The 21,313-nt window shown below is 71.9% G+C and carries 20 protein-coding genes; 8 read left to right on the top strand and 12 right to left on the bottom strand.

Translation table 11 applies throughout. The features are described 5' to 3' along the window. Position 1: 1 nt before the first annotated feature. From EV699_RS10105 to leuS, 5 genes are all read right to left on the bottom strand, one after another. Complete coding sequence (locus EV699_RS10105; protein ID WP_132542248.1) at positions 2 to 715, bottom strand: UPF0149 family protein; 714 nt, start codon at positions 713 to 715, stop codon at positions 2 to 4. Then, the gene (locus tag EV699_RS10100; RefSeq protein ID WP_132542246.1) at positions 708 to 1,994 is read right to left on the bottom strand and encodes a glutamate-5-semialdehyde dehydrogenase; all 1,287 of its coding nucleotides are present in this window, start codon (positions 1,992 to 1,994) and stop codon (positions 708 to 710) included. The genes EV699_RS10105 and EV699_RS10100 overlap by 8 nt, the downstream gene beginning before the upstream one ends. A 117-nt stretch (positions 1,995 to 2,111) precedes the next feature. Further along, positions 2,112 to 3,140, bottom strand: a complete 1,029-nt coding sequence (holA, locus tag EV699_RS10095; protein ID WP_132542244.1) for a DNA polymerase III subunit delta — start codon at positions 3,138 to 3,140, stop codon at positions 2,112 to 2,114. Beyond that, entirely contained in the window at positions 3,137 to 3,649 is a 513-nt protein-coding gene (locus EV699_RS10090; RefSeq protein ID WP_132542242.1) for an LPS-assembly lipoprotein LptE, read from the bottom strand. The genes holA and EV699_RS10090 overlap by 4 nt, the downstream gene beginning before the upstream one ends. 2 nt (positions 3,650 to 3,651) lie before the next feature. Further along, complete coding sequence (gene leuS, locus EV699_RS10085; protein ID WP_132542451.1) at positions 3,652 to 6,231, bottom strand: leucine--tRNA ligase; 2,580 nt, start codon at positions 6,229 to 6,231, stop codon at positions 3,652 to 3,654. A gap of 188 nt (positions 6,232 to 6,419) precedes the next feature. Between leuS and EV699_RS10080 the strand changes: the two genes are divergently transcribed. The 3 genes from EV699_RS10080 (at position 6,420) to EV699_RS19930 (ending at position 9,269) form a co-directional block, all read left to right on the top strand. Continuing rightward, positions 6,420 to 6,947, top strand: coding sequence for a zinc ribbon-containing protein (locus EV699_RS10080; protein WP_132542240.1), 528 nt, complete (start codon positions 6,420 to 6,422; stop codon positions 6,945 to 6,947). A gap of 186 nt (positions 6,948 to 7,133) precedes the next feature. Further along, positions 7,134 to 9,014: a potassium transporter Kup gene (locus tag EV699_RS10075; RefSeq protein ID WP_243662620.1), complete on the top strand. Its 1,881-nt coding sequence runs from the start codon at positions 7,134 to 7,136 to the stop codon at positions 9,012 to 9,014. A gap of 81 nt (positions 9,015 to 9,095) precedes the next feature. Continuing rightward, positions 9,096 to 9,269 carry a hypothetical protein gene (locus EV699_RS19930; RefSeq protein ID WP_165904089.1) on the top strand — a complete coding sequence of 58 codons (174 nt, stop codon included), beginning with the start codon at positions 9,096 to 9,098 and terminating at the stop codon, positions 9,267 to 9,269. A 15-nt stretch (positions 9,270 to 9,284) separates the two neighbouring features. On the opposite strand, the gene lnt is transcribed toward EV699_RS19930, so the two are convergent. The 5 genes from lnt to miaB form a co-directional block, all read right to left on the bottom strand. Further along, complete coding sequence (gene lnt, locus EV699_RS10070) at positions 9,285 to 10,820, bottom strand: apolipoprotein N-acyltransferase (protein WP_165904088.1); 1,536 nt, start codon at positions 10,818 to 10,820, stop codon at positions 9,285 to 9,287. Positions 10,821 to 10,893: 73 nt separating this feature from the next. Continuing rightward, complete coding sequence (locus EV699_RS10065; RefSeq protein WP_132542234.1) at positions 10,894 to 11,760, bottom strand: HlyC/CorC family transporter; 867 nt, start codon at positions 11,758 to 11,760, stop codon at positions 10,894 to 10,896. Next, positions 11,757 to 12,233, bottom strand: coding sequence for an rRNA maturation RNase YbeY (ybeY, locus tag EV699_RS10060; RefSeq protein WP_132542232.1), 477 nt, complete (start codon positions 12,231 to 12,233; stop codon positions 11,757 to 11,759). Before ybeY ends, EV699_RS10065 begins: the two co-directional genes overlap by 4 nt. A 31-nt stretch (positions 12,234 to 12,264) precedes the next feature. Further along, positions 12,265 to 13,260 carry a PhoH family protein gene (locus tag EV699_RS10055; protein WP_132542449.1) on the bottom strand — a complete coding sequence of 332 codons (996 nt, stop codon included), beginning with the start codon at positions 13,258 to 13,260 and terminating at the stop codon, positions 12,265 to 12,267. 14 nt (positions 13,261 to 13,274) lie between these two features. Next, the gene (gene miaB / locus EV699_RS10050; protein ID WP_132542230.1) at positions 13,275 to 14,642 is read right to left on the bottom strand and encodes a tRNA (N6-isopentenyl adenosine(37)-C2)-methylthiotransferase MiaB; all 1,368 of its coding nucleotides are present in this window, start codon (positions 14,640 to 14,642) and stop codon (positions 13,275 to 13,277) included. 296 nt (positions 14,643 to 14,938) lie between these two features. Between miaB and EV699_RS10045 the strand changes: the two genes are divergently transcribed. The 5 genes from EV699_RS10045 (at position 14,939) to cysK (ending at position 19,839) form a co-directional block, all read left to right on the top strand. Then, the gene (locus tag EV699_RS10045; protein WP_132542228.1) at positions 14,939 to 15,946 is read left to right on the top strand and encodes a sulfate ABC transporter substrate-binding protein; all 1,008 of its coding nucleotides are present in this window, start codon (positions 14,939 to 14,941) and stop codon (positions 15,944 to 15,946) included. Between the two features lies 1 nt (position 15,947). After that, positions 15,948 to 16,772, top strand: a complete 825-nt coding sequence (gene cysT / locus EV699_RS10040) for a sulfate ABC transporter permease subunit CysT (protein WP_132542226.1) — start codon at positions 15,948 to 15,950, stop codon at positions 16,770 to 16,772. A 24-nt stretch (positions 16,773 to 16,796) separates the two neighbouring features. Then, positions 16,797 to 17,714: a sulfate ABC transporter permease subunit CysW gene (gene cysW, locus EV699_RS10035; protein WP_132542224.1), complete on the top strand. Its 918-nt coding sequence runs from the start codon at positions 16,797 to 16,799 to the stop codon at positions 17,712 to 17,714. After that, positions 17,711 to 18,811, top strand: coding sequence for a sulfate/molybdate ABC transporter ATP-binding protein (locus EV699_RS10030; protein ID WP_132542222.1), 1,101 nt, complete (start codon positions 17,711 to 17,713; stop codon positions 18,809 to 18,811). The genes cysW and EV699_RS10030 overlap by 4 nt, the downstream gene beginning before the upstream one ends. A gap of 95 nt (positions 18,812 to 18,906) precedes the next feature. Beyond that, complete coding sequence (gene cysK / locus EV699_RS10025; RefSeq protein ID WP_132542220.1) at positions 18,907 to 19,839, top strand: cysteine synthase A; 933 nt, start codon at positions 18,907 to 18,909, stop codon at positions 19,837 to 19,839. Between the two features lie 44 nt (positions 19,840 to 19,883). Here the strand turns inward: cysK and EV699_RS10020 are convergent, their stop codons facing one another. Both EV699_RS10020 and EV699_RS10015 read right to left on the bottom strand, forming a co-directional pair. Continuing rightward, positions 19,884 to 20,453, bottom strand: a complete 570-nt coding sequence (locus EV699_RS10020; RefSeq protein ID WP_132542218.1) for an RBBP9/YdeN family alpha/beta hydrolase — start codon at positions 20,451 to 20,453, stop codon at positions 19,884 to 19,886. Between the two features lies 1 nt (position 20,454). After that, positions 20,455 to 21,270, bottom strand: coding sequence for an EAL domain-containing protein (locus EV699_RS10015; RefSeq protein WP_132542216.1), 816 nt, complete (start codon positions 21,268 to 21,270; stop codon positions 20,455 to 20,457). Positions 21,271 to 21,313: the final 43 nt, after the last annotated feature.

Genomic DNA, 21,313 nt, shown 5'->3' with positions numbered 1-21,313 from the left:
GCTAGTGCAGCGTGGTGCGCGCCGCGCCGCAGCACTTCTTGAACTTGCGCCCGCTGCCGCAGGGGCAGGGTTCGTTGCGCCCGGCCTGCGGCGCGTTGCGGCGCTCGCGGGCGACGCGCAGCGCGTGACCGCTCGCCACCCACCAGTGGCGCATGCCGTAGACCAGCACCGGCAGCAGGTCGATCAGCTTGTGCCGGTCGAGCGTCTGCTCGGGCGCCTCGGGATCGTAGCCCTGGAACAGCATCGCGATCGGCATCAGCAGGCGCATGCCCTCGGCATCGTGCTGCAACGGCGTCCAGTCCACCCCCGACGCCGCCATGCCGGTGAAGAAGCCTCGCGCCCAGCGCTCGCCGACCGCCGGCCCTTCGGGACGGCTGCGCTCGGTGATCAGCGGCAGGTAGAAGCTGTCCTGGTCGAGCTCGTCGCTCGACAGGCGCAGCCGCGAGACCACGTCGAAGCAGTGGCGCAGCAGCAAGTGGCGGATCGTCGCGGCCTCCTCGCTCGGCACCTCGGGGGCGCCGCCGAGGATCGGCCGCACCCACTGCTCGGGCTCGACCGGGCCGGGGACGACACCGAGCGCGCAGAACAGCCCGTCGGCGAACTCGAGGTCGCGCTCGTGCCCGATGCGCGCGATGAAGGTGTCGAGGCGCACGCACTCGTCCCACTCGAGCGGGAGGCCCTTGGGGATCGCCGGACTGCCGACCGCCTCACGCACGGCAGGAACCGTCCCCGAGCACGACGAACTTCTGCGTGGTCAGGCCCTCGACGCCGACCGGGCCGCGCGCGTGCAGCTTGTCGGTGGAAATGCCGATCTCGGCGCCCAGGCCGTACTCGCCGCCGTCGGCGAACTGGGTGCTGGCGTTGACCATCACGCTGGCGGAGTCGACCTCGCGCAGGAAGCGCCGCGCGCGCGTCAGGTCCTCGGTGATGATGCTGTCGGTGTGGTGCGAGCCGTAGGTCTCGATGTGCTCGATGGCGGCGTCCATGTCGTCGACGACGCGGATCGACAGCACCGGCGCCAGGTACTCGGTGCGCCAGTCATCCTCGGTGGCGACCCCGCACGCCGGCAGCAGCTGGCGCGTGCGCGCGCAGCCACGCAGCTCGACCCCGGCGGCCGCGTACAGTTCGGCGAGCTGGGGCAGCACGTAGGGCGCGACCGCCTCGTGCACCAGCAGGGTCTCCATCGCGCCACAGATGCCGTAGCGACGGCACTTGGCGTTGAAGGCGACCTTGACCGCCTTGCCGGGATCGGCACGGTCGTCGATGTAGACGTGGCAGATGCCGTCGAGGTGCTTGATCACCGGCACCCGCGCCTCGGCGCTGATGCGCGCGATCAGGCTCTTGCCGCCGCGCGGCACGATCACGTCGACGTAATCGCGCATGCGGATCAGCTCGCCGACCGCGGCACGGTCGGTGGTGTCGACCACCTGCACCGCATCGAGCGGCAGGCCGGCGACCTCCAGCCCCTCGCGGATGCACGCGGCGATCGCGCGGTTGGTGCGGAACGCCTCCGAACCGCCGCGCAGGATCGCCGCATTGCCGGCCTTCAGGCACAGCGCGGCGGCGTCGGCGGTCACGTTCGGGCGCGACTCGTAGATGATGCCGATCACCCCCAGCGGCACGCGCATGCGCCCCACCTGGATGCCGGACGGACGGTACTCGAGGTCGGTGATGGCGCCGATCGGGTCCTTCTGCGCCGCGACCTCGCGCAGCCCCTGCACCATGCCGCGCACGCCCTTCTCGCCGAGCGCGAGGCGGTCGAGCAGCGCCGCATCGAGGCCGTTGGCGCGCCCGGCGGCGAGGTCGGCCTCGTTCGCGGCGAGCAGCGCCGGCAGCGCGGCTTCGAGGCGCGCGGCGATGGCGGAGAGCGCCGCGTTCTTGGTCTGCGTGTCGGCGCGGCCGACGCTGCGCGCCGCGGCGCGGGCACGCTGCCCGACGCCTTGCATGTAGGCGACGACGTCGCTGGCCGCCACCGGGGAAACCTGAGCGTTCATGTGTACCTCCGTGCGTCCCGGGGCGCGCCTGGCGCACCGCGAGTGGATACCGGGAACGTGCCAACCTTACCAGACCGGGCGCCCGCCGCGTGCAACCGCGACCGCCGCCGCGCGCGCTCAGGCCGAACGCACCAGGCGCAGGTCGCGGCCGGCCAGGCGCAGCGCCAGCGCGAGCAGGGTGTCCCAGGCGTCGCCGGGTTCGGCGCCCTTCAACTGCCGGTCGACGCGTGCGCAGCCGGCGAGCAGGCGTCGCGCCTCGCGCACGCCGATGCGCCCCAGTGCCTTGCGCAACAGCGGCTTGCGCTTCTCCCACACCTTCAGCCGGGCGAACGAGGCGTCCGCCGGCAGGCCGCGCTCGGCGTCGGCGGCGGCCTGCGCGAGCAGGCGCACCTCGCGCGCCAGCGCCCACAGCGCGAGGGGCAGCTCCTCGCCCTCGGCGCGCAGGCCGTTCAGCGTGCGCAGCACGCGCGCGGCATCGCCTTCGAGCGCGGCGTCGGCGAAGTCGTAGATGCTGTAGCGGGCGCTGTCGCCGACCACGTCGAGCACGGTGGGGGCATCGATGGGCTCGCGCCCGTACAGCACGTAGAGCTTCTCCAGCTCCTGCTCGGCGGCGAGCAGGTTGCCTTCGCCGCGCTCGGCGAGCAGCGCGAGCGCCTCGGGGGCGAGGCGCATGCCGCGGGCCGCGGCCCGTCGCGCCAGCCACTCGGGCAGCGCGCGCGCCTCGACCGGCAGGCACGCCACGCCGACCCCGGCGGCCTCCAGCGCGGTGAACCACGCGCTCTTCTGCGTCGCGGCATCGAGCTTGCCGGCGAGCACCAGCAGCACGGTGTCGGCCGGCGGGTCGGCGGCGTAGGCGCGCAGCACCCGTCCGCCCTCGTCGCCGGGCCTGCCGCCGGGCAGGCGCAGTTCGAGCAGGCGCCGCCCGCCGAACAGCGACAGGCTCGCCACCGCCGTGGCGAAGGCGCCCCAGTCGAACCCGGCCTCGACCGCGAACACCTCGCGCGTGTCGACGCCGGCCGCGCGCGCGGCGGCGCGGATCGCATCGGTGGCTTCCTGCGCCAGCAGGGGCTCCTCGCCGTACACCAGGTACAGCGGTGCGAGCCCGCGCCCGAGCGCGCCCGCGAGCTGCTCGGGGCGAAGCTTCACCGCTGCGCGGCCAGCGCCTGCAGGCGTCGCAGCAGCGCCCAGGCGGCGTCCTGGCGCATGTCGCGGCGGGCGAGGATCTCGCCGGAGTCGCGGCCGAGCACCGCCGCCTCGTCGTACTGCAGGTCGCGGCTCTGGTGGAAGGTCTCGGCCGGCAGCAGCGGCGTGCCGTTGGCGCGGGTGACGGCCGCGGTGACGTCGTAGTACAGCTCGTACTCCTGCGCGGTGCCGCCCGGGCCCTTGACGATCACCCGCCGGCGCACCGCCTCGTTGGAGACTTCGAGCGTCGCCGTCGCCGCTTTGGGGTCGTCGACCACCGTCACGCCGTTGACGGTGAGCGCGCGGCGCAGGCCGGTGGCCAGGTCCGGGCCGGCCCCCGGCCCGATCTTGATGTAGGTGCGGGCCATATCCGGCGGCAGGTTGGCCTGGCCGCGCAGCTGGAAGCCGCAACCGCCGAGCGCCGCGCCGATCAGGGCCGCCATCAGGCCGGCGGCGAGGCGGGTCGCGCGCATGCTCACACCACCACGTTGACGAGCTTGCCCGGCACGACGATGAGCTTGCGCAGCGGCCTGCCCTCCATGAAGCGCTGCACGTTGTCCTGCGCCAGCGCGGCGGCGCGGATCGTCGCCTCGTCGGCATCGGCGGCGACTTCGATCTGCGCGCGCAGCTTGCCGTTGACCTGCACCGCGAGGGTGATCGCCGCACGCACCAGCGCCGCCTCGTCGGGCTCGGGCATCGGCGCGTCGATGATCGCCTCGCCCCAGCCGAGCGCCTGCCAGAGCGCGTGCGTGAGGTGCGGGACGATCGGCGCCAGCACGCGCAGCAGGATCGACACGCCCTCGGCGCGCACCGCCGCGGCCTCGGGCTCGTCGCCGAGGCGCGCCAGCGCGTTCAGCATCTTCATGCCGGCCGAGACCACGGTGTTGTACTGCTGGCGGTCGTAGTCGTGGCGCGCCTGGCGCAGCGCCTCGTGGATCTCGCGGCGCACCGCGCGCGCCTCGCCCTCGGGCGCACGCGGCGCCGGCGCCGCGGCGAGCGTGGCGGCGTGGGTGTGGGCGTAGGCCCACAGGCGCTTGAGGAAGCGGCTGGCCCCCTCGACCCCGGCGTCGGACCACTCCAGCGAGGCGTCGGGCGGGGCGGCGAACATCATGAACAGCCGCGCGGTGTCGGCGCCGTAGCGGTCGATCAGCGCCTGCGGGTCGATGCCGTTGTTCTTCGACTTCGACATCTTCTCGACGCCGCCGAAGGTCACCGGGGCCCCGTCGGCGGCGAGCACCGCGGAGACGATGCGGCCCTTGCCGTCGCGCTCGACGCGCACCTCGGCGGGGTTGAACCAGCTCTTGTGGCCGGCACCGTCGTCGCGGAAGTAGGTGTCGGCAACCACCATGCCCTGCGTGAGCAGGCGCGTGAAGGGCTCGTCGGTGGCGACCACCCCCTCGTCGCGCAGCAGCTTGTGGAAGAAGCGCGCGTAGAGCAGGTGCAGGATGGCGTGCTCGATGCCGCCGACGTACTGGTCGACCGACAGCCAGTAAGCGGCGCGCGCGTCGACCAGGCCGTCGGCGCAGTCGGGCGAGGCGTAGCGGGCGTAGTACCAGCTCGATTCGACGAAGGTGTCCATGGTGTCGGTCTCGCGCCGCGCCGCGCCGCCGCAGTGCGGGCAGGTGGTCGCGTAGAAGGCCGGCATCTTCGCGAGCGGGTTGCCGCTGCCGTCGGGGACGACGTCCTCGGGCAGCACCACCGGCAGTTGGTCCTCGGGCACCGGGACGTCGCCGCAGGCGGGACAGTGGATGATCGGGATCGGGCAGCCCCAGTAGCGCTGGCGCGAGATGCCCCAGTCGCGCAGGCGGAACTGCGTGCGCGGCCCGCCCAGGCCCTTGGCGGCGAGCACCGCGGCCATGCGCTCGAAGGCGCCGTCGAAGTCGAGGCCGTCGAACGCGCCGGAGTTGATCAGCGTGCCGTACTCGGCGTAGGCGTCCTGCCACGGCGCGGGGGTGGTGTCGCCGGCCGGGGTGCGGATCACCGGCAGGATCGGCAGCCCGTAGCGGGTGGCGAATTCGAAGTCGCGCTCGTCGTGCGCCGGTACCGCCATCACCGCGCCTTCGCCGTAGCCCATCAGCACGTAGTTGGCGACCCACAGCGGCAGGCGCGCGCCGGTGAACGGGTGCAGCACGTGACGCCCGGTGGGCATGCCGCGCTTCTCCTGCGTGGCGATGTCGGCCTCGGCCACGCCGCCCTTGCGGCACTCGGCGATGAACGCGGCGAGGGCCGGGTCATCGGCGGCGGCGGCCTGGGCCAGCGGGTGCTCGGCGGCGACGGCGACGTAGGTCGCCCCCATCAGGGTGTCGGGCCGGGTGGTGAAGACCTTGAGCGCGCCCTCCGCGTCCGCCAGCGGGAAGCCGACCTCCATGCCGCGCGACTTGCCGATCCAGTTGCGCTGCATGGTCTTGACCTGCTCGGGCCAGCCCGGCAGCTCGTCGAGCATGCGCAGCAGCTCGTCGGCGTACTGCGTGATGCGGAAGTAGTACATCGGGATCTCGCGGCGCTCGACCAGCGCCCCGGAGCGCCAGCCGCGGCCGTCGATCACCTGCTCGTTGGCGAGCACGGTCTGGTCGACCGGATCCCAGTTCACCACGCCGCTCTTCTTGTAGATCACGCCGCGCGCGAACAGCTTCGTGAACAGCCACTGCTCCCAGCGGTAGTACTCCGGGCGGCAGGTGGCGAGTTCGCGCGACCAGTCGATGGCGAGCCCGAGGCTCTGCAGCTGCCGGCGCATGTAACCGATGTTCTCGTAGGTCCACTGCGCCGGCGCCACCTTGTTCTTGATGGCGGCGTTCTCGGCGGGCATGCCGAAGGCGTCCCAGCCCATCGGCTGCAGCACGTTGCACCCGAGCATGCGCTGGTAGCGGGCGATCACGTCGCCGATCGTGTAGTTGCGCACGTGCCCCATGTGCAAGCGACCGCTCGGGTACGGGAACATCGACAGGCAGTAGAACTTGCTGCGGGCGGAGTCTTCCACGGCGCGAAAGCTCTGCTCGCGCTCCCAGTAGGCCTGAGCCTGCGCCTCGATGCGCTGCGGCTGGTAGGACTCGTCGATCACGGTAGGTGGATTCCGGGCTGGGGCAGATGAAAAAAGATGTGAAGAATAGCGACCCCCCGGGCACCGGACAACCAAACCGGCGGCGCGCACCATCCCCAGCCGCCGGCGGCACGCGCTATGCTTCGATCAGTGCGGCGCGCGACGTGTCGCACGGCAAGGACCTCCGCCACAGAAGAACGACATCGATGAACCAATCGCACAGCAGGTTGATAGCCGCGTACGAACGCATGATGGAGCGCGTGCACAGCGGGCTCGCGGAACTCGAACAGGTCGAGGCCGATGCCCTGCCCGAATTGCGCCGCCGCATCGACGAGGCCGCCGAACTCTCGGTGCGGCTGGGCGAGCTCACCCGCGAGGAAGCCGAGCTGATCGGCGCCTACGTCCGCCGCGACGTCGAGGACGCCGGCCACTACCTGGCCGAGACCGGTCACGAGCTCAAGGACTGGCTGCGCTTCGACCTCGAACTGGTCGAGGATCGCATGCTCGAATGGTTTGGCACCGCCGCCGATCACACGCGTCTCGCCTTCCTGCAGTTCTCCGACGAACTCGAACGCGCGAGCCACTACCGCGCCGGCGAGATCACCGGCCCCGGCACGCTGCGCTGCGATGCCTGCGGTGCCGAGGTGGCGCTGCACGGCACCAGCGTCATCCTGCCCTGCGTCGCCTGCGGCGGCGAAAGCTTCAAGCGCATCGCCGCCGACGCCACCAGCTGACGACCCCACGCGCGGCGGGAGGATGGTCACCCCCTGCAGCCGCTGCATGAGCAGGACGACCCCACGCATGCGCAGCGGGAGTCGTTCGCCGCTTCCACCGGACGCATGTGGGCTGGCACGATAGCCGGACCCGCGCCCCGGGCCGTCCCGGGGTACCCCGTACCGCCCCCATCACCGAGACCGCCGATGAGCTCCTCCACCCCCGCGCGCAACGGGCTGGCCGCCCTGACCATCGGCGCCCTCGGTGTCGTCTACGGCGACATCGGCACCAGCCCGCTCTACGCCCTGCGCGAGTGCTTCAGCGGCCCGCATGCGATCGCCGCCACGCCGGACAACGTGCTCGGCGTGATCTCGCTGATCTTCTGGTCGCTGATCATCGTGGTCACGCTGAAGTACGTGGTGCTGGTGCTGCGCGCCGACAACCGTGGCGAGGGCGGCATCCTCGCGCTGATGGCACTGGTCGCCGAGAACCGCCAGCACGGCCAGCGCGGTCGCTGGCTGGTGATCGGGCTCGGCCTGTTCGGTGCCGCGCTGTTCTACGGCGACGGCATGATCACGCCGGCGATCTCGGTGCTGTCGGCGGTCGAGGGCCTGAAGACCGCCACCCCGCTGTTCGACCCCTACGTCGTGCCGATCACGCTGCTGATCCTGATCGGGCTGTTCGTGGTGCAGTCGCACGGCACCGCGCGCGTCGGCATCTCCTTCGGGCCGGTGATGTGCCTGTGGTTCGTCGTCCTGGGCGTGCTCGGCATCGTGCAGGCGGTGCAGACGCCGCAGGTGTTCGCGGCGCTGTGGCCGGTGCACGCGGTGCGCTTCTTCGCCGAGAACGGCTGGCACGGCTTCATCGTGCTCGGCGCGGTGTTCCTCTGCCTGACCGGCGGCGAGGCGCTCTACGCCGACATGGGGCACTTCGGCGCGCGACCGATCCGGCTCGCCTGGTTCGGGCTGGTGCTGCCGGGCATCGTGCTGAACTACTTCGGCCAGGGTGCGCTGCTGCTCGCCATGCCGGCCGCGGCCGACAACCCGTTCTACCTGCTCGCGCCGGGCTGGGCGCTGTACCCGCTGGTGGCGCTGTCGACGCTGGCGACGGTGATCGCCTCGCAGGCGGTGATCTCGGGCGTCTACTCGCTGACGCGCCAGGCGGTGCAGCTCGGCTACTGCCCGCGCGTGACCGTGATCCACACCTCGGCCGACGAGATGGGGCAGATCTACATCCCGTCGGTCAACTGGGGGCTGCTGGTGGCGGTGCTCGGCCTGGTGGTCGGCTTCGGCTCGTCGAGCGCGCTGGCCGCCGCCTACGGCATCGCGGTGACCATCACGATGGTGATCACCGCGCTGCTGCTGCTGCTGCTCGCGCACCGCGTATGGAACTGGCCGCGGGCCGTGTGCGTGTTGCTGATCGTCCCGTTCCTGCTGATCGATCTCGCGTTCTTCGGCGCCAACGCGCTGAAGATCGGCCAGGGCGGGTGGTTCCCGCTGGTCGCCGGCGCCGGCGTCTACATCCTGATGACCACCTGGCAGCGCGGGCGGGAGTTGCTCGCCACGCGCATGCATGAAGGGTCGTTGCCGCTGACCGCGTTCCTCGCCGACGTCGAGGACGGCTCGGTGCTGCGCGTGCCCGGCACCGCGGTGTTCCTCACCAGCGACCCCGACGGGGTGCCGCACACGCTGCTGCACAACCTCAAGCACAACAAGGTACTGCACGAGCGCGTGGTGCTGCTGACGGTGCTGGTCGAGGAGGTCCCGCGTGTCGACGAGGCCGACCGCGTGCGGGTGGACGTGATCGGCAACAGCTTCTTCCGCGTGGCGGTCCGCTACGGTTTCATGGAGGAGCCCGACGTGCCGCTCGCGCTCGGCCTGTGCCGGCCCTACGGGCTCGACCTCGAACCGATGGACACCACCTACTTCCTCGGCCGCGAGACGCTGATCTCGACCACGCGCCCCGGCATGGCGCGCTGGCGCGAGCGCCTGTTCGTCAACCTGTCGCGCAACGCCGCGCGGGCGATGGACTTCTTCCGCATCCCGCCGAACCGGGTGGTCGAGCTCGGCACACAGATCGAGCTGTAACGCGCGCGCGCCGCCGCGTTCACGTTCATGCAATACGGTAACGCCACCCTGCACGGACGCCTTCCACCCCGGTACCCCGTCATGCTCGCATCGAGCCTGCACCGCCAGCGCCTACGCCGCATCGCCGAACACCTGAGCCTGCCTGCGCGCCAGCGCCAGCGGCGCAACGGCTGGGAGTTCGTCGCCCACCCGCGCCAGCTCGAACTGCCGTTCGAGGTCCCGCGCACCATCGCCGACTGGCAGGACCCGCGCTGAGTCCCGCACGCGCCCTCACGGGCGCCGGCGCCGGGCGAACGCCGCGAGCCCCAGGACCAGGCCGGCGGCGAACACCACCGGGCCGTCGCCGACGCGCACGTAGGGGGTCGCGCCGCGGCGCGGCTGTACGCTGCCGCGCAGCAGTGCCGGCACGAACGCCGGGGCGCGCGCCTCGATGCGCCCGTCGGCGCCCACCAGCGCGGTGATGCCGGTATTGGTCGCACGCGCCAGCGCGCGGCCGGTTTCCCGCGCGCGCATGCGCGCGATCTGCAGGTGCTGGTGCGGCGCGATCGAGTCGCCGAACCAGGCGTCGTTGCTGACGTTGACCAGGAACGCCGCCTCCGGCAGCGTCCGCCGCACGTCGGCGCCGAACACCGCCTCGAAGCAGATCGACACCCCGACCGGACGCCCGGCCACCCGCAGCAGCGGCTGGTCGGCGTCGCCCGCGGTGAAGTCGGCCATCGGGATCTCGACCAGGTCGCGGAAGATCGCGAACAGCCCGCGCAGCGGCAGGTACTCGCCGAACGGCAGCAGCCGCTGCTTGTAGTAGAAGCCGGGGCTGCGGCCGATGGCGGCAACGGCGTTGCGGTAGACGCGGTCGCGCCGCGAGCCGGCGGGCGTGCCGACGAGGAAGTCGGTACCGCTCGCGGCGGCGTAGGCGCGCAGGTCGGCGACGAAACCGTCCTCGAGCTCCTCGAAGAAGATCGGGATCGCGGTCTCGGGCCAGATGATCACGTCCTGCGGGCCCGCCTCGCGGGTGAGCTCGGCGTAGCGTTCGAGCGTCTCGGCGAGCTTCTCCGGCCGCCATTTCAGCTCCTGGCTGATGTTGCCCTGCGCCAGCGCGACGCGCAGCGGCGGCCCGTCGGGCTGGGTCCACTCGAGCCGGCCGAGCCCGGCGCCGAGCGCCAGCACGGCCGCGGCTGCGAGCAGCGCGAAGCCGCCGCCACGCCGCGGCCCGCCGCCCGGGCGCAGGCGCTGCGCGGCGAGGCGCAGCAGTCCGGCAAGCAGCATCGCCGCCCAGCCGACGCCGAACACGCCGACCAGCGGCGCGAAGCCGGCCAGCGGCGTGTCGATCTGGCTGTAGCCGAGCGCGAGCCACGGGAAGCCGCTCAGCGCCCACGAGCGCACCCATTCGAGCAGGGCCCACAGCGCCGGCGCGGCGAGCAGCCAGCGCCGCGCGCCCGGTGCCGGCGCCAGGCGCGCGAGCAGCGCGGCGAAGGCCGCCGGGTAGGCGGCCATCGTCAGCACCACCAGCGCCGTCGCCAGCGCGGCGAAGGCCGGCGGCGCGTTGCCGTAGGTGTGCAGGCTGACGTAGATCCACCAGATGCCGACGCCGAAGGCACCGAGCCCGAACAGCAGGCCGAGCAGCGCGGCGCGGCCGGCGCGCTCGCCGTCGAGCAGCCACAGCAGCAGCGCCGGCAGCAGCAGGGCGAGCGGCCAGAGGTCGAAGGGGGCGTAGGCGAGCGGCAGCGCCGCACCGGCGAGCGGCGCGAGCAGCAAGGCGAGCGGGTGGCCGGCGGCGAGCCGGCCCGGAGCGGGTGTGGCGGTCACGAAGGCGGATTCCAGCGGCAGGCGCGGGTGCGGGGGATGGGCGGGCGGCGGCGGGCGGGAGCGCCGCGGCGGGTCACTGTTCGGCGGTCGCGGTACCGGCGTCCATCAGGGTCAGGCCGAACAGGTGCACGCGGCGGTTGTCGGCCCGCAGCACGCGGAAGCGGAAGCGGCCGATGTCGACCACTTCGCCGCGCCGCGGCACGTGGTCGAGGTCCTTCATCACCAGCCCGCCGACGGTGTCGACCTCGTCCTCGTCGAACTCGCTGGCGAAGTGCTCGTTGAAGTCCTCCAGCGGCGTCAGCGCCTTGATCACGTACTCGAACTCGCCGACCGCGCGGATGTCGTCGGTCTCGACGCTGGCGTCGTGCTCGTCGTCGATCTCGCCGACGATCTGTTCGAGCAGGTCCTCGATCGTCACCAGGCCGGCCACGCCGCCGTACTCGTCCACCACCATCGCCATGTGCAGGCGGGTGCTGCGGAACTCGCGCAGCAGCGCGTCGAGGCGCTTGCTTTCGGGGATGAAGCGCGCCGGACGCATGAACTCGGTGATGTCGAAGGGGCCGCCGCCGCGGGCGTAGTAGCGCAGCAGGTCCTTGACGATGAGGATGCCGAGCACCTCGTCGCGGCCTTCGCCGATCACCGGGAAGCGCGAATGCCCGGAGGCGAGCACTTCGGCGGTCACCTGCTCGGGCGACCAGTCGCGCTCCACCACCACCATCTGCGCGCGCGGGATCATCACGTCGCGCACCTGCATCTCGGCGACCTCGAGCACGCCTTCCATCATCGCCAGCGCCTCGGCGTCGAGCACGCCGCTGGCCTGGGCGTCGGCGAGGATCTCGCGCAGTTCCTCGCGGTCGCGAGGTTCGCCGGACAGGACTTGTCCGAGTCGTTCGAGCCAGGAGCGCTGCCCCTGGCTCTCCACTGATCGGTCTTCCTTCATCGGGGTTCGTCGTCTCCGTAGGGATCGGGAAAGCCGAGTCCGCGCAGTATGCCGGTTTCGAGCCGCTCCATGGCCTCGGCCTCGGCCTCGACCTCGTGATCGTAGCCGAGCAGGTGCAAGGTGCCGTGCACGACCATGTGCGCCCAGTGGGCCGCCGTGGCCTTGCCCTGCTCGACGGCCTCGCGTGCCACCACCGGCGCGCAGATGACCAGGTCGCCGAGCAGTTCGGGTTCGAGTTCGACGCCGGCCGGCGCATCGAAGGGGAACGACAGCACGTTGGTCGGGCCGTGCTTGCCGCGGTAGGCGACGTTGAGCTCGGCGCTCTCGGCCTCGTCGACGATGCGCACGGTCATCTCGGCGGGGTCGGTGAACGCGGCACCGGCGAGGGCGGCCTCGGCCCAGTGGCCGATGTCCGTCGCGCCCGGCAGGCCGGCGGCGGCGGCGGCGATTTGCAGATCGAGTTGCAGTGTCATGGTGTCGGCCGGGCGCAGGAGCGCGCACCGGTCAGTCCTCCTTGCGGTTCTCGAACGTCTCGTAGGCCATCACGATGCGCTGCACCAGGGGGTGACGCACCACGTCGCGCGGCTGGAACAGCGTGGTACTGATGCCCTCCACGTCCTTCAGCACCTCCAGCACCTGGCGCAGCCCCGAGGTGACGCCGCGCGGCAGGTCGACCTGGGAGATGTCGCCGGTGACCACCGCGGTCGAGCCGAAGCCGATCCGCGTCAGGAACATCTTCATCTGCTCGACGGTCGTGTTCTGAGCTTCGTCGAGAATGATGAAGGCGTCGTTAAGCGTGCGCCCGCGCATGAAGGCGAGCGGCGCGACCTCGATCACGTTGCGCTCCATCAGCCGCGCCACGCGCTCGAAGCCGAGCATCTCGTAGAGCGCGTCGTAGAGCGGGCGCAGGTAGGGGTCGATCTTCTGCACCAGGTCGCCGGGCAGGAAACCGAGGCGCTCGCCGGCCTCGACCGCCGGGCGCACCAGCACCAGCCGGCGCACCTCGTTGCGTTCGAGCGCGTCGACCGCGCAGGCCACCGCGAGGTAGGTCTTGCCGGTACCGGCCGGGCCGACGCCGAAGTTGATGTCATGGTGGCGGATGTTCCACAGGTAGCGCTGCTGGTTGGCGCCACGCCCGCGGATGGTGCCGCGCTTGGTGCGGATCAGGATCTCGTCGGGTTCCTCGTCGCGCGCCAGCGGCGCGTCGAGCGCGTCGGCGCCGGCCTCCTGCAGGAACAGGTGCACCTGCTCGGGTTCGAGCGGCTCGCCCGCGGTGGCGTCGTACAGCGCTTCGAGCACGGCGATGGTCAGGCGCACCGCGTCGCGGCTGCCGCCGACCTGGAAGCGGTTGCCGCGGTTGCCGATCTCGACGCCGAGACGGCGCTCGATCTGCCGCAGGTGTTCGTCGAGGTGGCCGCAGAGGTTGGCGAGCCGCTGGTTGTCGGCCGGTTCGAGGGTCAGCGCCTGCTGGAACAGCCCCGGCTCGGTCGGCGACGGCATCAGGGTATCGGCGCTCACGGGGCCAGCGCCTCGCGCGGCGACGTGGCGAAATCGGGACAGGCGACGAACTCGCCGCGCAGCGAATTGGGCAGCGCCTCGGTGATGCGCAGGTCGACGAAGCGCCCGAGCAGGCGCTCCGGGCCGTCGAAGTTGACCACGCGGTTGTTCTCGGTGCGCCCGGCGAGCTGGCGGCCGTCCTTGCGCGCGTGGCGCTCGACCAGGATGCGCTGGCGGGTGCCGACCATGCCCTGCGCGATCGCCGCGGCCTGGGTGTTGAAGCGCTCGATCACCCGCGCCAGGCGCGCCTTCTTGACCGCCATCGGCACGTCGTCGGGCAGGGCCGCCGCCGGGGTGCCGGGGCGCGGGCTGTAGATGAAGCTGAAGCTCTGGTCGAAGCCGATCTCCTCGATCAGCGCGAGCGTGGCCTCGAAATCGGCCTCGGTCTCGCCGGGGAAGCCGACGATGATGTCGGTGGAAAGGCTGATGCGCGGCCGGATCGCGCGCAGCCGGCGCAGCTTGGCCTTGTATTCGAGCACCGTGTGCTTGCGCTTCATCGCCGCGAGGATGCGGTCGGAGCCGCTCTGCACCGGCAGGTGCAGGTGGTCGACCAGTTGCGGGATCTCCGCGTAGGCCTGGATCAGGCGTTCGGAGAACTCGATCGGGTGCGAGGTGGTGTAGCGGATGCGGTCGATGCCGGCGATCGCCGCGACGTACTCCAGCAGCAGCGCGAAGTCGGCGATGGTGCCGTCGTGCATCGGGCCGCGGTAGGCGTTGACGTTCTGCCCGAGCAGGGTCACCTCGCGCACGCCCTGCGCGGCGAGCTGCGCCACCTCGGCGAGCACGTCGTCGAACGGCCGGCTGATCTCCTCGCCGCGGGTGTAGGGCACGACGCAGAACGAGCAGTACTTGGAGCAGCCCTCCATCACCGACACGAAGGCGGTCGGGCCTTCGGCGCGCGGCTCGGGCAGCGCATCGAACTTCTCGATCTCGGGAAAGCTCACGTCGACCACCGCGCCGTGGCGCTCGGCCACCTCGCGCAGCAGCGTCGGCAGGCGGTGCAGGGTCTGCGGGCCGAACACCATGTCGACGAAGGGCGCGCGCGCGCGCAGCGCCTCGCCCTCCTGGCTCGCCACGCAGCCGCCGACGCCGATCACCAGCCCCGGGCGCTGCTCCTTCAGCTCGCGCCAGCGGCCGAGCTCGGAGAACACCTTCTCCTGCGCCTTCTCGCGGATCGAGCAGGTGTTGAGCAGCAGCACGTCGGCCTGGGCCGGGTCGTCGGTGAGTTCGAGGCCGTGGGACTCACGCAGCACGTCGCCCATGCGGGCGGAATCGTACTCGTTCATCTGGCAACCGTGGGTCTTGATGTAGAGTTTGCGGGCCATCGATGTTTTCGTGTGGATTCAAGGGCCTGGAGTCTAGCACCGCGTTCGCCCGCAATACAGGCGCGGCCCGCCCGGGGCGCAGGCGGGCGCCCCGTCGCGCGTGCCCGTCGACACGCCCCGCACCCGGTCCGATCGCTGCCGCACCGCCCGCGGCGGGATGTTCGTCGCACTTTTTTGAATATGAAGAGAATCAATAAGCATTTATAGGCATAAAAAAACGTCCCTATAGTGACCTCCGTACGCGCCCGATCCCCGGGCGGCGGCTGGCATCGTGCCGCCCATCACGGAGACTCCGCATGTCGCTCCCCCTCCACGCCCGTTCGCTCGGCCTGCTGGCCGTGCTCGCGGCCTCCGCCCCCGCGCTCGCCGCCGACGCCAGCCTGCTGAACGCCTCCTACGACGTCGCCCGCGAGTTCTACAAGGACTTCAACGCCCAGTTCGAGCCGGCCTGGAAGGCCCGCACCGGCGCGACGGTGACCATCAACCAGTCCCACGGCGGTTCGAGCAAGCAGGCGCGCGCGGTGATCGACGGGCTCGCGGCCGACGTCGTCACCATGAACCAGCAGACCGACATCGACGCCATCGCCGCGGCCGGACTGATCGCGCCGGACTGGCGCACGCGCCTGCCCTACGGCGCGGCGCCGTACGCCTCGACCATCGTGTTCCTGGTGCGCAAGGGCAACCCCAAGGGCATCCACGACTGGGACGACCTGGTCAGGGACGGCGTGCAGCTGGTGATCCCCAACCCCAAGACCTCCGGCAACGGCCGCTACAGCTACCTCGGCGCCTGGGCCTACGCGCAGGAGAAGTACGCCTCGGCCGAGCAGGCGCAGGCCTTCGTCGGCAAGCTGTTCCACAACGTGCCGGTGCTCGACGCCGGCGGCCGCGCCGCCACCACCACCTTCGCGCAACGCGGCATCGGCGACGTGCTGCTGACCTTCGAGAGCGAGGTGCTGCAGATCGCGAAGGAGTTCAACACCACCGACTTCGAGACCGTGGTCCCCTCGCTCAGCGTCGATGCCGATGCGCCGGTGGCGGTGGTCGACCGCGTGGTCGACAAGAGGGGCTCGCGGGCGCTGGCCGAGGCCTACCTGCAGGCGCTGTTCACGCCCGACGGCCAGCGCCTCGCCGCCAGGCACTACCTGCGCCCGCGCGACCCGGCGATCCTCGCCGAGTTCAGGGACCGCTTCGCACCGATCCGCCTGGTGACGGTGGACCAGGCCTTCGGCGGCTGGGCCAGGGCCCAGGCCGAGCATTTCGCCGACGGCGGTCGCTTCGACCAGATCTACGCGGGAGCGAAGTGACATGGCCGGCACCGGTGCGCGATACGTCCTGCCGGGCTTTCGCCTGGCGCTCGGCTATGCCCTGCTCTACCTCGGCCTGATCGTGCTGATCCCGCTGGCGGCAACCTTCCTGAAGGCGTTCACGCTGAGCTGGGACGCCTTCTGGGCCGCCGTCGCCTCGCCGCGGGTGCTGGCGACCTACCGCCTCACCTTCGGCGCGGCGCTGCTCGGGGCGGTGATCAACGCGGTGTTCGGCCTGCTCGTCGCCTGGGTGCTGGTGCGCTACGCCTTCCCCGGCAAGCGGCTGGTCGACGCGCTGGTCGACCTGCCGTTCGCGCTGCCGACCGCCGTCGCCGGCATCGCGCTCACCGCGCTGTACGCGGGCAACGGCTGGATCGGCCAGTACCTGCCGTTCAAGGTGGCGTTCACGCCGCTCGGCGTGGTGGTGGCGCTGACCTTCATCGGCCTGCCCTTTGTGGTGCGCACGGTGCAGCCGGTGCTCGAAGACCTCGAACACGACGTCGAGGAGGCGGCCGCGGTGCTCGGCGCCAGCCGCTGGCAGACCTTCCGCCGGGTGATCTTCCCGGCGCTGGCGCCGGCGCTGCTGACCGGCTTCACGATGGCCTTCGCCCGCGCCGTCGGCGAGTACGGCTCGGTGATCTTCATCGCCGGCAACGTGCCGATGGTGTCGGAGATCACGCCGCTGATCATCATCAGCAAGCTCGAACAGTACGACTACGCCGGCGCCACCGCGGTCGCGGTGGTGATGCTGGTGCTCTCGTTCGCGCTGCTGCTGCTCATCAACCTGTTGCAGTGGTGGAGCGGGCGCCGGCGCATCGCCGCCTGAGCCCCGGTCCGCGGAGTCGCCCCCATGAGTACCGTCATCCTCTCCCCCCCGCTGGTCAGCGAAACCACCACCGAGCCGCGCTGGGTGCAGCGCACGCTGATCGCGGTGGCGCTCGCCTTCCTCACCCTGTTCCTGTTCGTGCCGCTGCTGGCGGTGTTCGCCGAGGCGCTGAAGAAGGGCCTCGGCGTCTACTGGGCGGCGCTGGTCGAACCCGATGCGCGCGCGGCGATCCAGCTGACCTTCCTCGCCGCGGCGGTCGCGGTGCCGTTCAACCTGGTGTTCGGCGTCGCCGCCGCCTGGGCCATCGCCAAGTTCGAGTTCCGCGGCAAGAGCGTGCTGACCACGCTGATCGACCTGCCGTTCGCGGTCAGCCCGGTGATCGCCGGCCTGGTCTACGTGCTCGTGTTCGGCGCCCACGGCTGGTTCGGACCATGGCTCGCCGAGCACGACCTCAAGGTCATCTTCGCGGTGCCGGGCATCGTGCTGGCGACGGTGTTCGTGACCTTCCCGTTCATCGCCCGCGAACTGATCCCGCTGATGCAGGCGCAGGGCACCGAGGAGGAGGAGGCCGCGATCGTGCTCGGCGCCTCGGGCTGGCAGATGTTCTGGCGGGTGACCCTGCCCAACATCAAGTGGGGCCTGCTCTACGGCGTGATCCTGTGCACGGCGCGGGCGATGGGTGAGTTCGGTGCGGTCAGCGTGGTCTCCGGCCACATCCGCGGCCTCACCAACACGCTGCCGCTGCACGTGGAGATCCTCTACAACGAGTACAACTTCGCCGCCGCCTTCGCCTGCGCCTCGGTGCTGACGCTGCTCGCACTGGTGATGCTCGCCGTCAAGACCTTCATCGAATGGCAGACCCGCCATCCCCACCCCGCCGCTCCCCCCGCCGCCACCGCGGCGGGGGACACGCCCGGCCGCGCCGTCGGAGACCCCGCATGAGCATCGAAATCCGCAACATCACCAAGCGCTTCGGCGCCTACACCGCGCTCGACGAGGTCAGCCTCGACGTGCCCGCCGGCGAACTGGTGGCGCTGCTCGGCCCCTCGGGCTGCGGCAAGACCACGCTGCTGCGCATCGTCGCCGGCATGGAGCGCCCGGACGCCGGCCAGGTGCTGTTCCACGGCGAGGACGCCACCGACCGCCACGTGCGCGAGCGCCAGGTCGGCTTCGTGTTCCAGCACTACGCGCTGTTCCAGCACATGAGCGTGTTCGAGAACGTCGCCTTCGGCCTGCGCGTGCGCCCGCGCGCGACGCGCCCGCCGGAGGCCGAGATCCGCGAGCGGGTGATGAAGCTGCTCGCGCTGGTGCAGCTCGACTGGCTGGCCGGGCGCTACCCGGCGCAGCTCTCCGGCGGCCAGCGCCAGCGCATCGCGCTCGCCCGCGCGCTCGCCGTGGAGCCGCGCGTGCTGCTGCTCGACGAGCCCTTCGGCGCGCTCGACACCCAGGTGCGCAAGGAGCTGCGCCGCTGGCTGCGCCGCCTGCACGACGAGATCCACGTCACCAGCGTGTTCGTCACCCACGACCAGGAGGAGGCGCTGGAGGTCGCCGACCGCGTGGTGGTGATGAACCGCGGCCACATCGAGCAGATCGGCACCCCCGACGAGGTCTACGAGCACCCGGCGACGCCGTTCGTCTACCAGTTCCTCGGCAACGTCAACCTGTTCCACGGCCGCGTCCACGCCGGCGTCGCCGACGTCGGCGGGCTGCGCGTGCCGAGCCCCGAGCACGACGCCGTCGAGCACGCCGCGGCGCTCGCCTACGTGCGCCCGCACGACATCGAGCTCAGCCGCCAGCCGGGCGGCGGCGCGCTGCGCGGCACCGTCGCCGAGGTGCGTCCGCTCGGGCCGATCGTGCGCCTGGAGGTGATCGCCGCGCCGACCGGCGAAACCGTCGAGGTGGAGATCACCCGCGAGCGCTACCAGGCCGAGACCTTCCGCAGCGGCGAGGTGCTGTACCTGCGCCCGCGCCAGTTGCGCGTGTTCGTCAACCCGGCGGCGAACGCGGCGCCCGAACCCGCCCGAGATTTCGCGATCTGAACCGCACGACGGCGGCCGCCGCGTCGAACCGGCCGCGATCGGCGGGGACAGCGCTAGACTCGTTGCACCCGCCACCCACCGCAGGAGAAACCCCGATGCGCATCGCCAACAACGTCACCGAACTCGTCGGCAACACCCCCTTGGTGCGCCTCAACCGCCTGACCGCCGGCGCCGCGGCGACGGTCGTCTGCAAGCTCGAATTCCAGAACCCCGCGCACAGCGTCAAGGACCGCATCGGCGTCGCGATGATCGACGCCGCCGAGGCGGCCGGGAAGATCGGCCCCGACACCATCGTCCTCGAACCCACCAGCGGCAACACCGGCATCGCGCTCGCCTTCGTCTGCGCCGCGCGCGGCTACAAGTGCTGCCTGGTGATGCCCGACACGATGAGCAAGGAGCGGCGCATGCTGCTGCGCGGCTACGGCGCCGAGCTGGTGCTGACGCCGGGCGCCGAGGGCATGGCGGGCGCGATCCGCAAGGCCGAGGAGATGGCCGCGGCGAACCCGAACTACTACATCCCGCAGCAGTTCCAGAACCCCGCCAACCCGGAGATCCACCGCAAGACCACCGCCGAGGAGATCTGGCGCGACACCGACGGCCAGATCGACATCTTCGTCGCCGGCATCGGCACCGGCGGCACCATCACCGGCGTCGGCGAGGTGCTGAAGCCGCGCCGGCCGGGGCTCAGGCTCGTCGCCGTCGAGCCCGACGCCTCGCCGGTGCTGTCCGGCGGGCAGAAGGGCCCGCACCTGATCCAGGGCATCGGCGCCGGCTTCGTGCCCGAGGTGCTGAACACCGGCATCTACGACGAGGTCACCCGCGTCACCAACGACGATGCGCTCGCCACCGCGCGTCGCGCCGCGCGCGAGGAAGGGCTGCTGGTCGGCATCTCCTCGGGCGCGGCGATCTGGGCGGCGCTGCAGCAGGCGCAGCGCCCGGAGAACGCCGGCAAGCTGATCGTGGTGATCGTCCCCTCCTTCGGCGAGCGCTACCTGAGCACCCGGCTGTTCGAGGGGCTCGGCGACTGACCCGACGGCCGGGCGGTCGCGATGCACCGACCGCCGGGCGCCGCTCAGCCCGGCAGCACCGCCGCGACGCCGCGGCCGGCCGCCGCGCCGGCGCCCGGCGTGGTGCCGAGCCAGGGGCCGAGCCAGAACCCGATCCGCGGCCAGTCGCCGTAGCCGGCCGCGGCGTTGAGGTGGCCGGCGGCACCGGCATCGACCAAGCGGCTGCCCCAGGCCGCGGCGAACGCCTGCGCACGCTCGAAACGCACATAGGGATCGTTGCGGCTCGCCACCACGATGCTCGGGAAGGGCAGCGGCGCCAGCGGCACGTCAGCGAAGAAAGGCAGTTCGTCGGTGTCCGCCGGCGCCACCAGCAGCGCGCCGCGCACGTCGGCACGCCGCCGTGCGGCCCACTCGACGACGGTGATGCAGCCCAGGCTGTGCGCCACCAGCACCAGCGGGCCGTCGAGCGCGCGCACTTCGGCATCGAGCGCCACCACCCAGGGCTCGACCTCGGGGCGTTCCCAGTCGGCCTGGCGCACGCGCCGCCACTGCGGATGGCGGCGACAGGCGAAGCTCTGCCAGTGCGCGGGCTCCGAATCCCCGTAACCGGGGACGACGACGACGCCGACGGCCATCTCAGCCCCCCGCCACGGTGCGCGGATCGGCGGGCTGCGCCTGCGGCCCGGCCGCCCGCTGCCAGGCGTCGGCGCCGAAGGTGCGCGCCAGCGCCGCCTGGATGGGCGTTTCCACGCCGCGCACGTAGGCCCGTGCGCCGAAGCGGTGCACCGCGTCGATGCGCTCGGCGAGCACCTGGCTGCCGGTCTCGGCGGCGGCCACGAACGGCGCCCCCAGCACGACGAAGCCGGGCTGCACGCGCTCCCACAGCGCGGGGTCGGCCCCCGGTGCCTGTTCGTACAGCGCGATGCCGAAGCCGCGCGCGCGAAAGCGCGCCATCGCCCGCTCGAGGTGGGCCGGCGCGACCAGCCCGGCATCGGCGAGTTCGAGCACGACGTGCGCGGCGGCGAGACCGCAGTCGCGCAGGATGCCGACGAACACCTCCCCGTGGGCGTCGCGCACCTCCGCGACGTGGCGCGGGTGCAGCGGCAGGAACAGCGGCCCGAGCGCGGCGAGCGACGCGCCGTTCAGCGCATGCAGCGTGCGCACCAGGCGATCCAGGTGGACGATGGCGGCTTCGTCGAGCGCCACCGCGTACGGTGCCCACGCCGACACCACGCGCCCGCGCGGGCCGTACACCACCAGTCGCGCCTGATGCCCGCACACCCGCCCCTGCCGGTCCACCAGCACCTCGAAGGCGCTTTCGAGCCGCATACCACAGAACTGCCCCACCACCGCCCCGTCGTCGGCCAGCACGAGCGGGGCGGGGGCATGCGCGCGCGGCGCGCTGCGGGCGAATGGGGCATTGAAGGCATCGATCAGATCCTGGCCGGGCATGGCAGCGTCTCCCTGGGTTGCGAGCGTCGACACGACACTCCGG

It is taken from the genome of Plasticicumulans lactativorans (assembly GCF_004341245.1).
Lineage (GTDB): Bacteria > Pseudomonadota > Gammaproteobacteria > Competibacterales > Competibacteraceae > Plasticicumulans_A > Plasticicumulans_A lactativorans.
The sequence above is the reverse complement of the archived record's forward strand: the minus strand, read 5'-3'. Positions and strand labels throughout refer to the sequence as shown.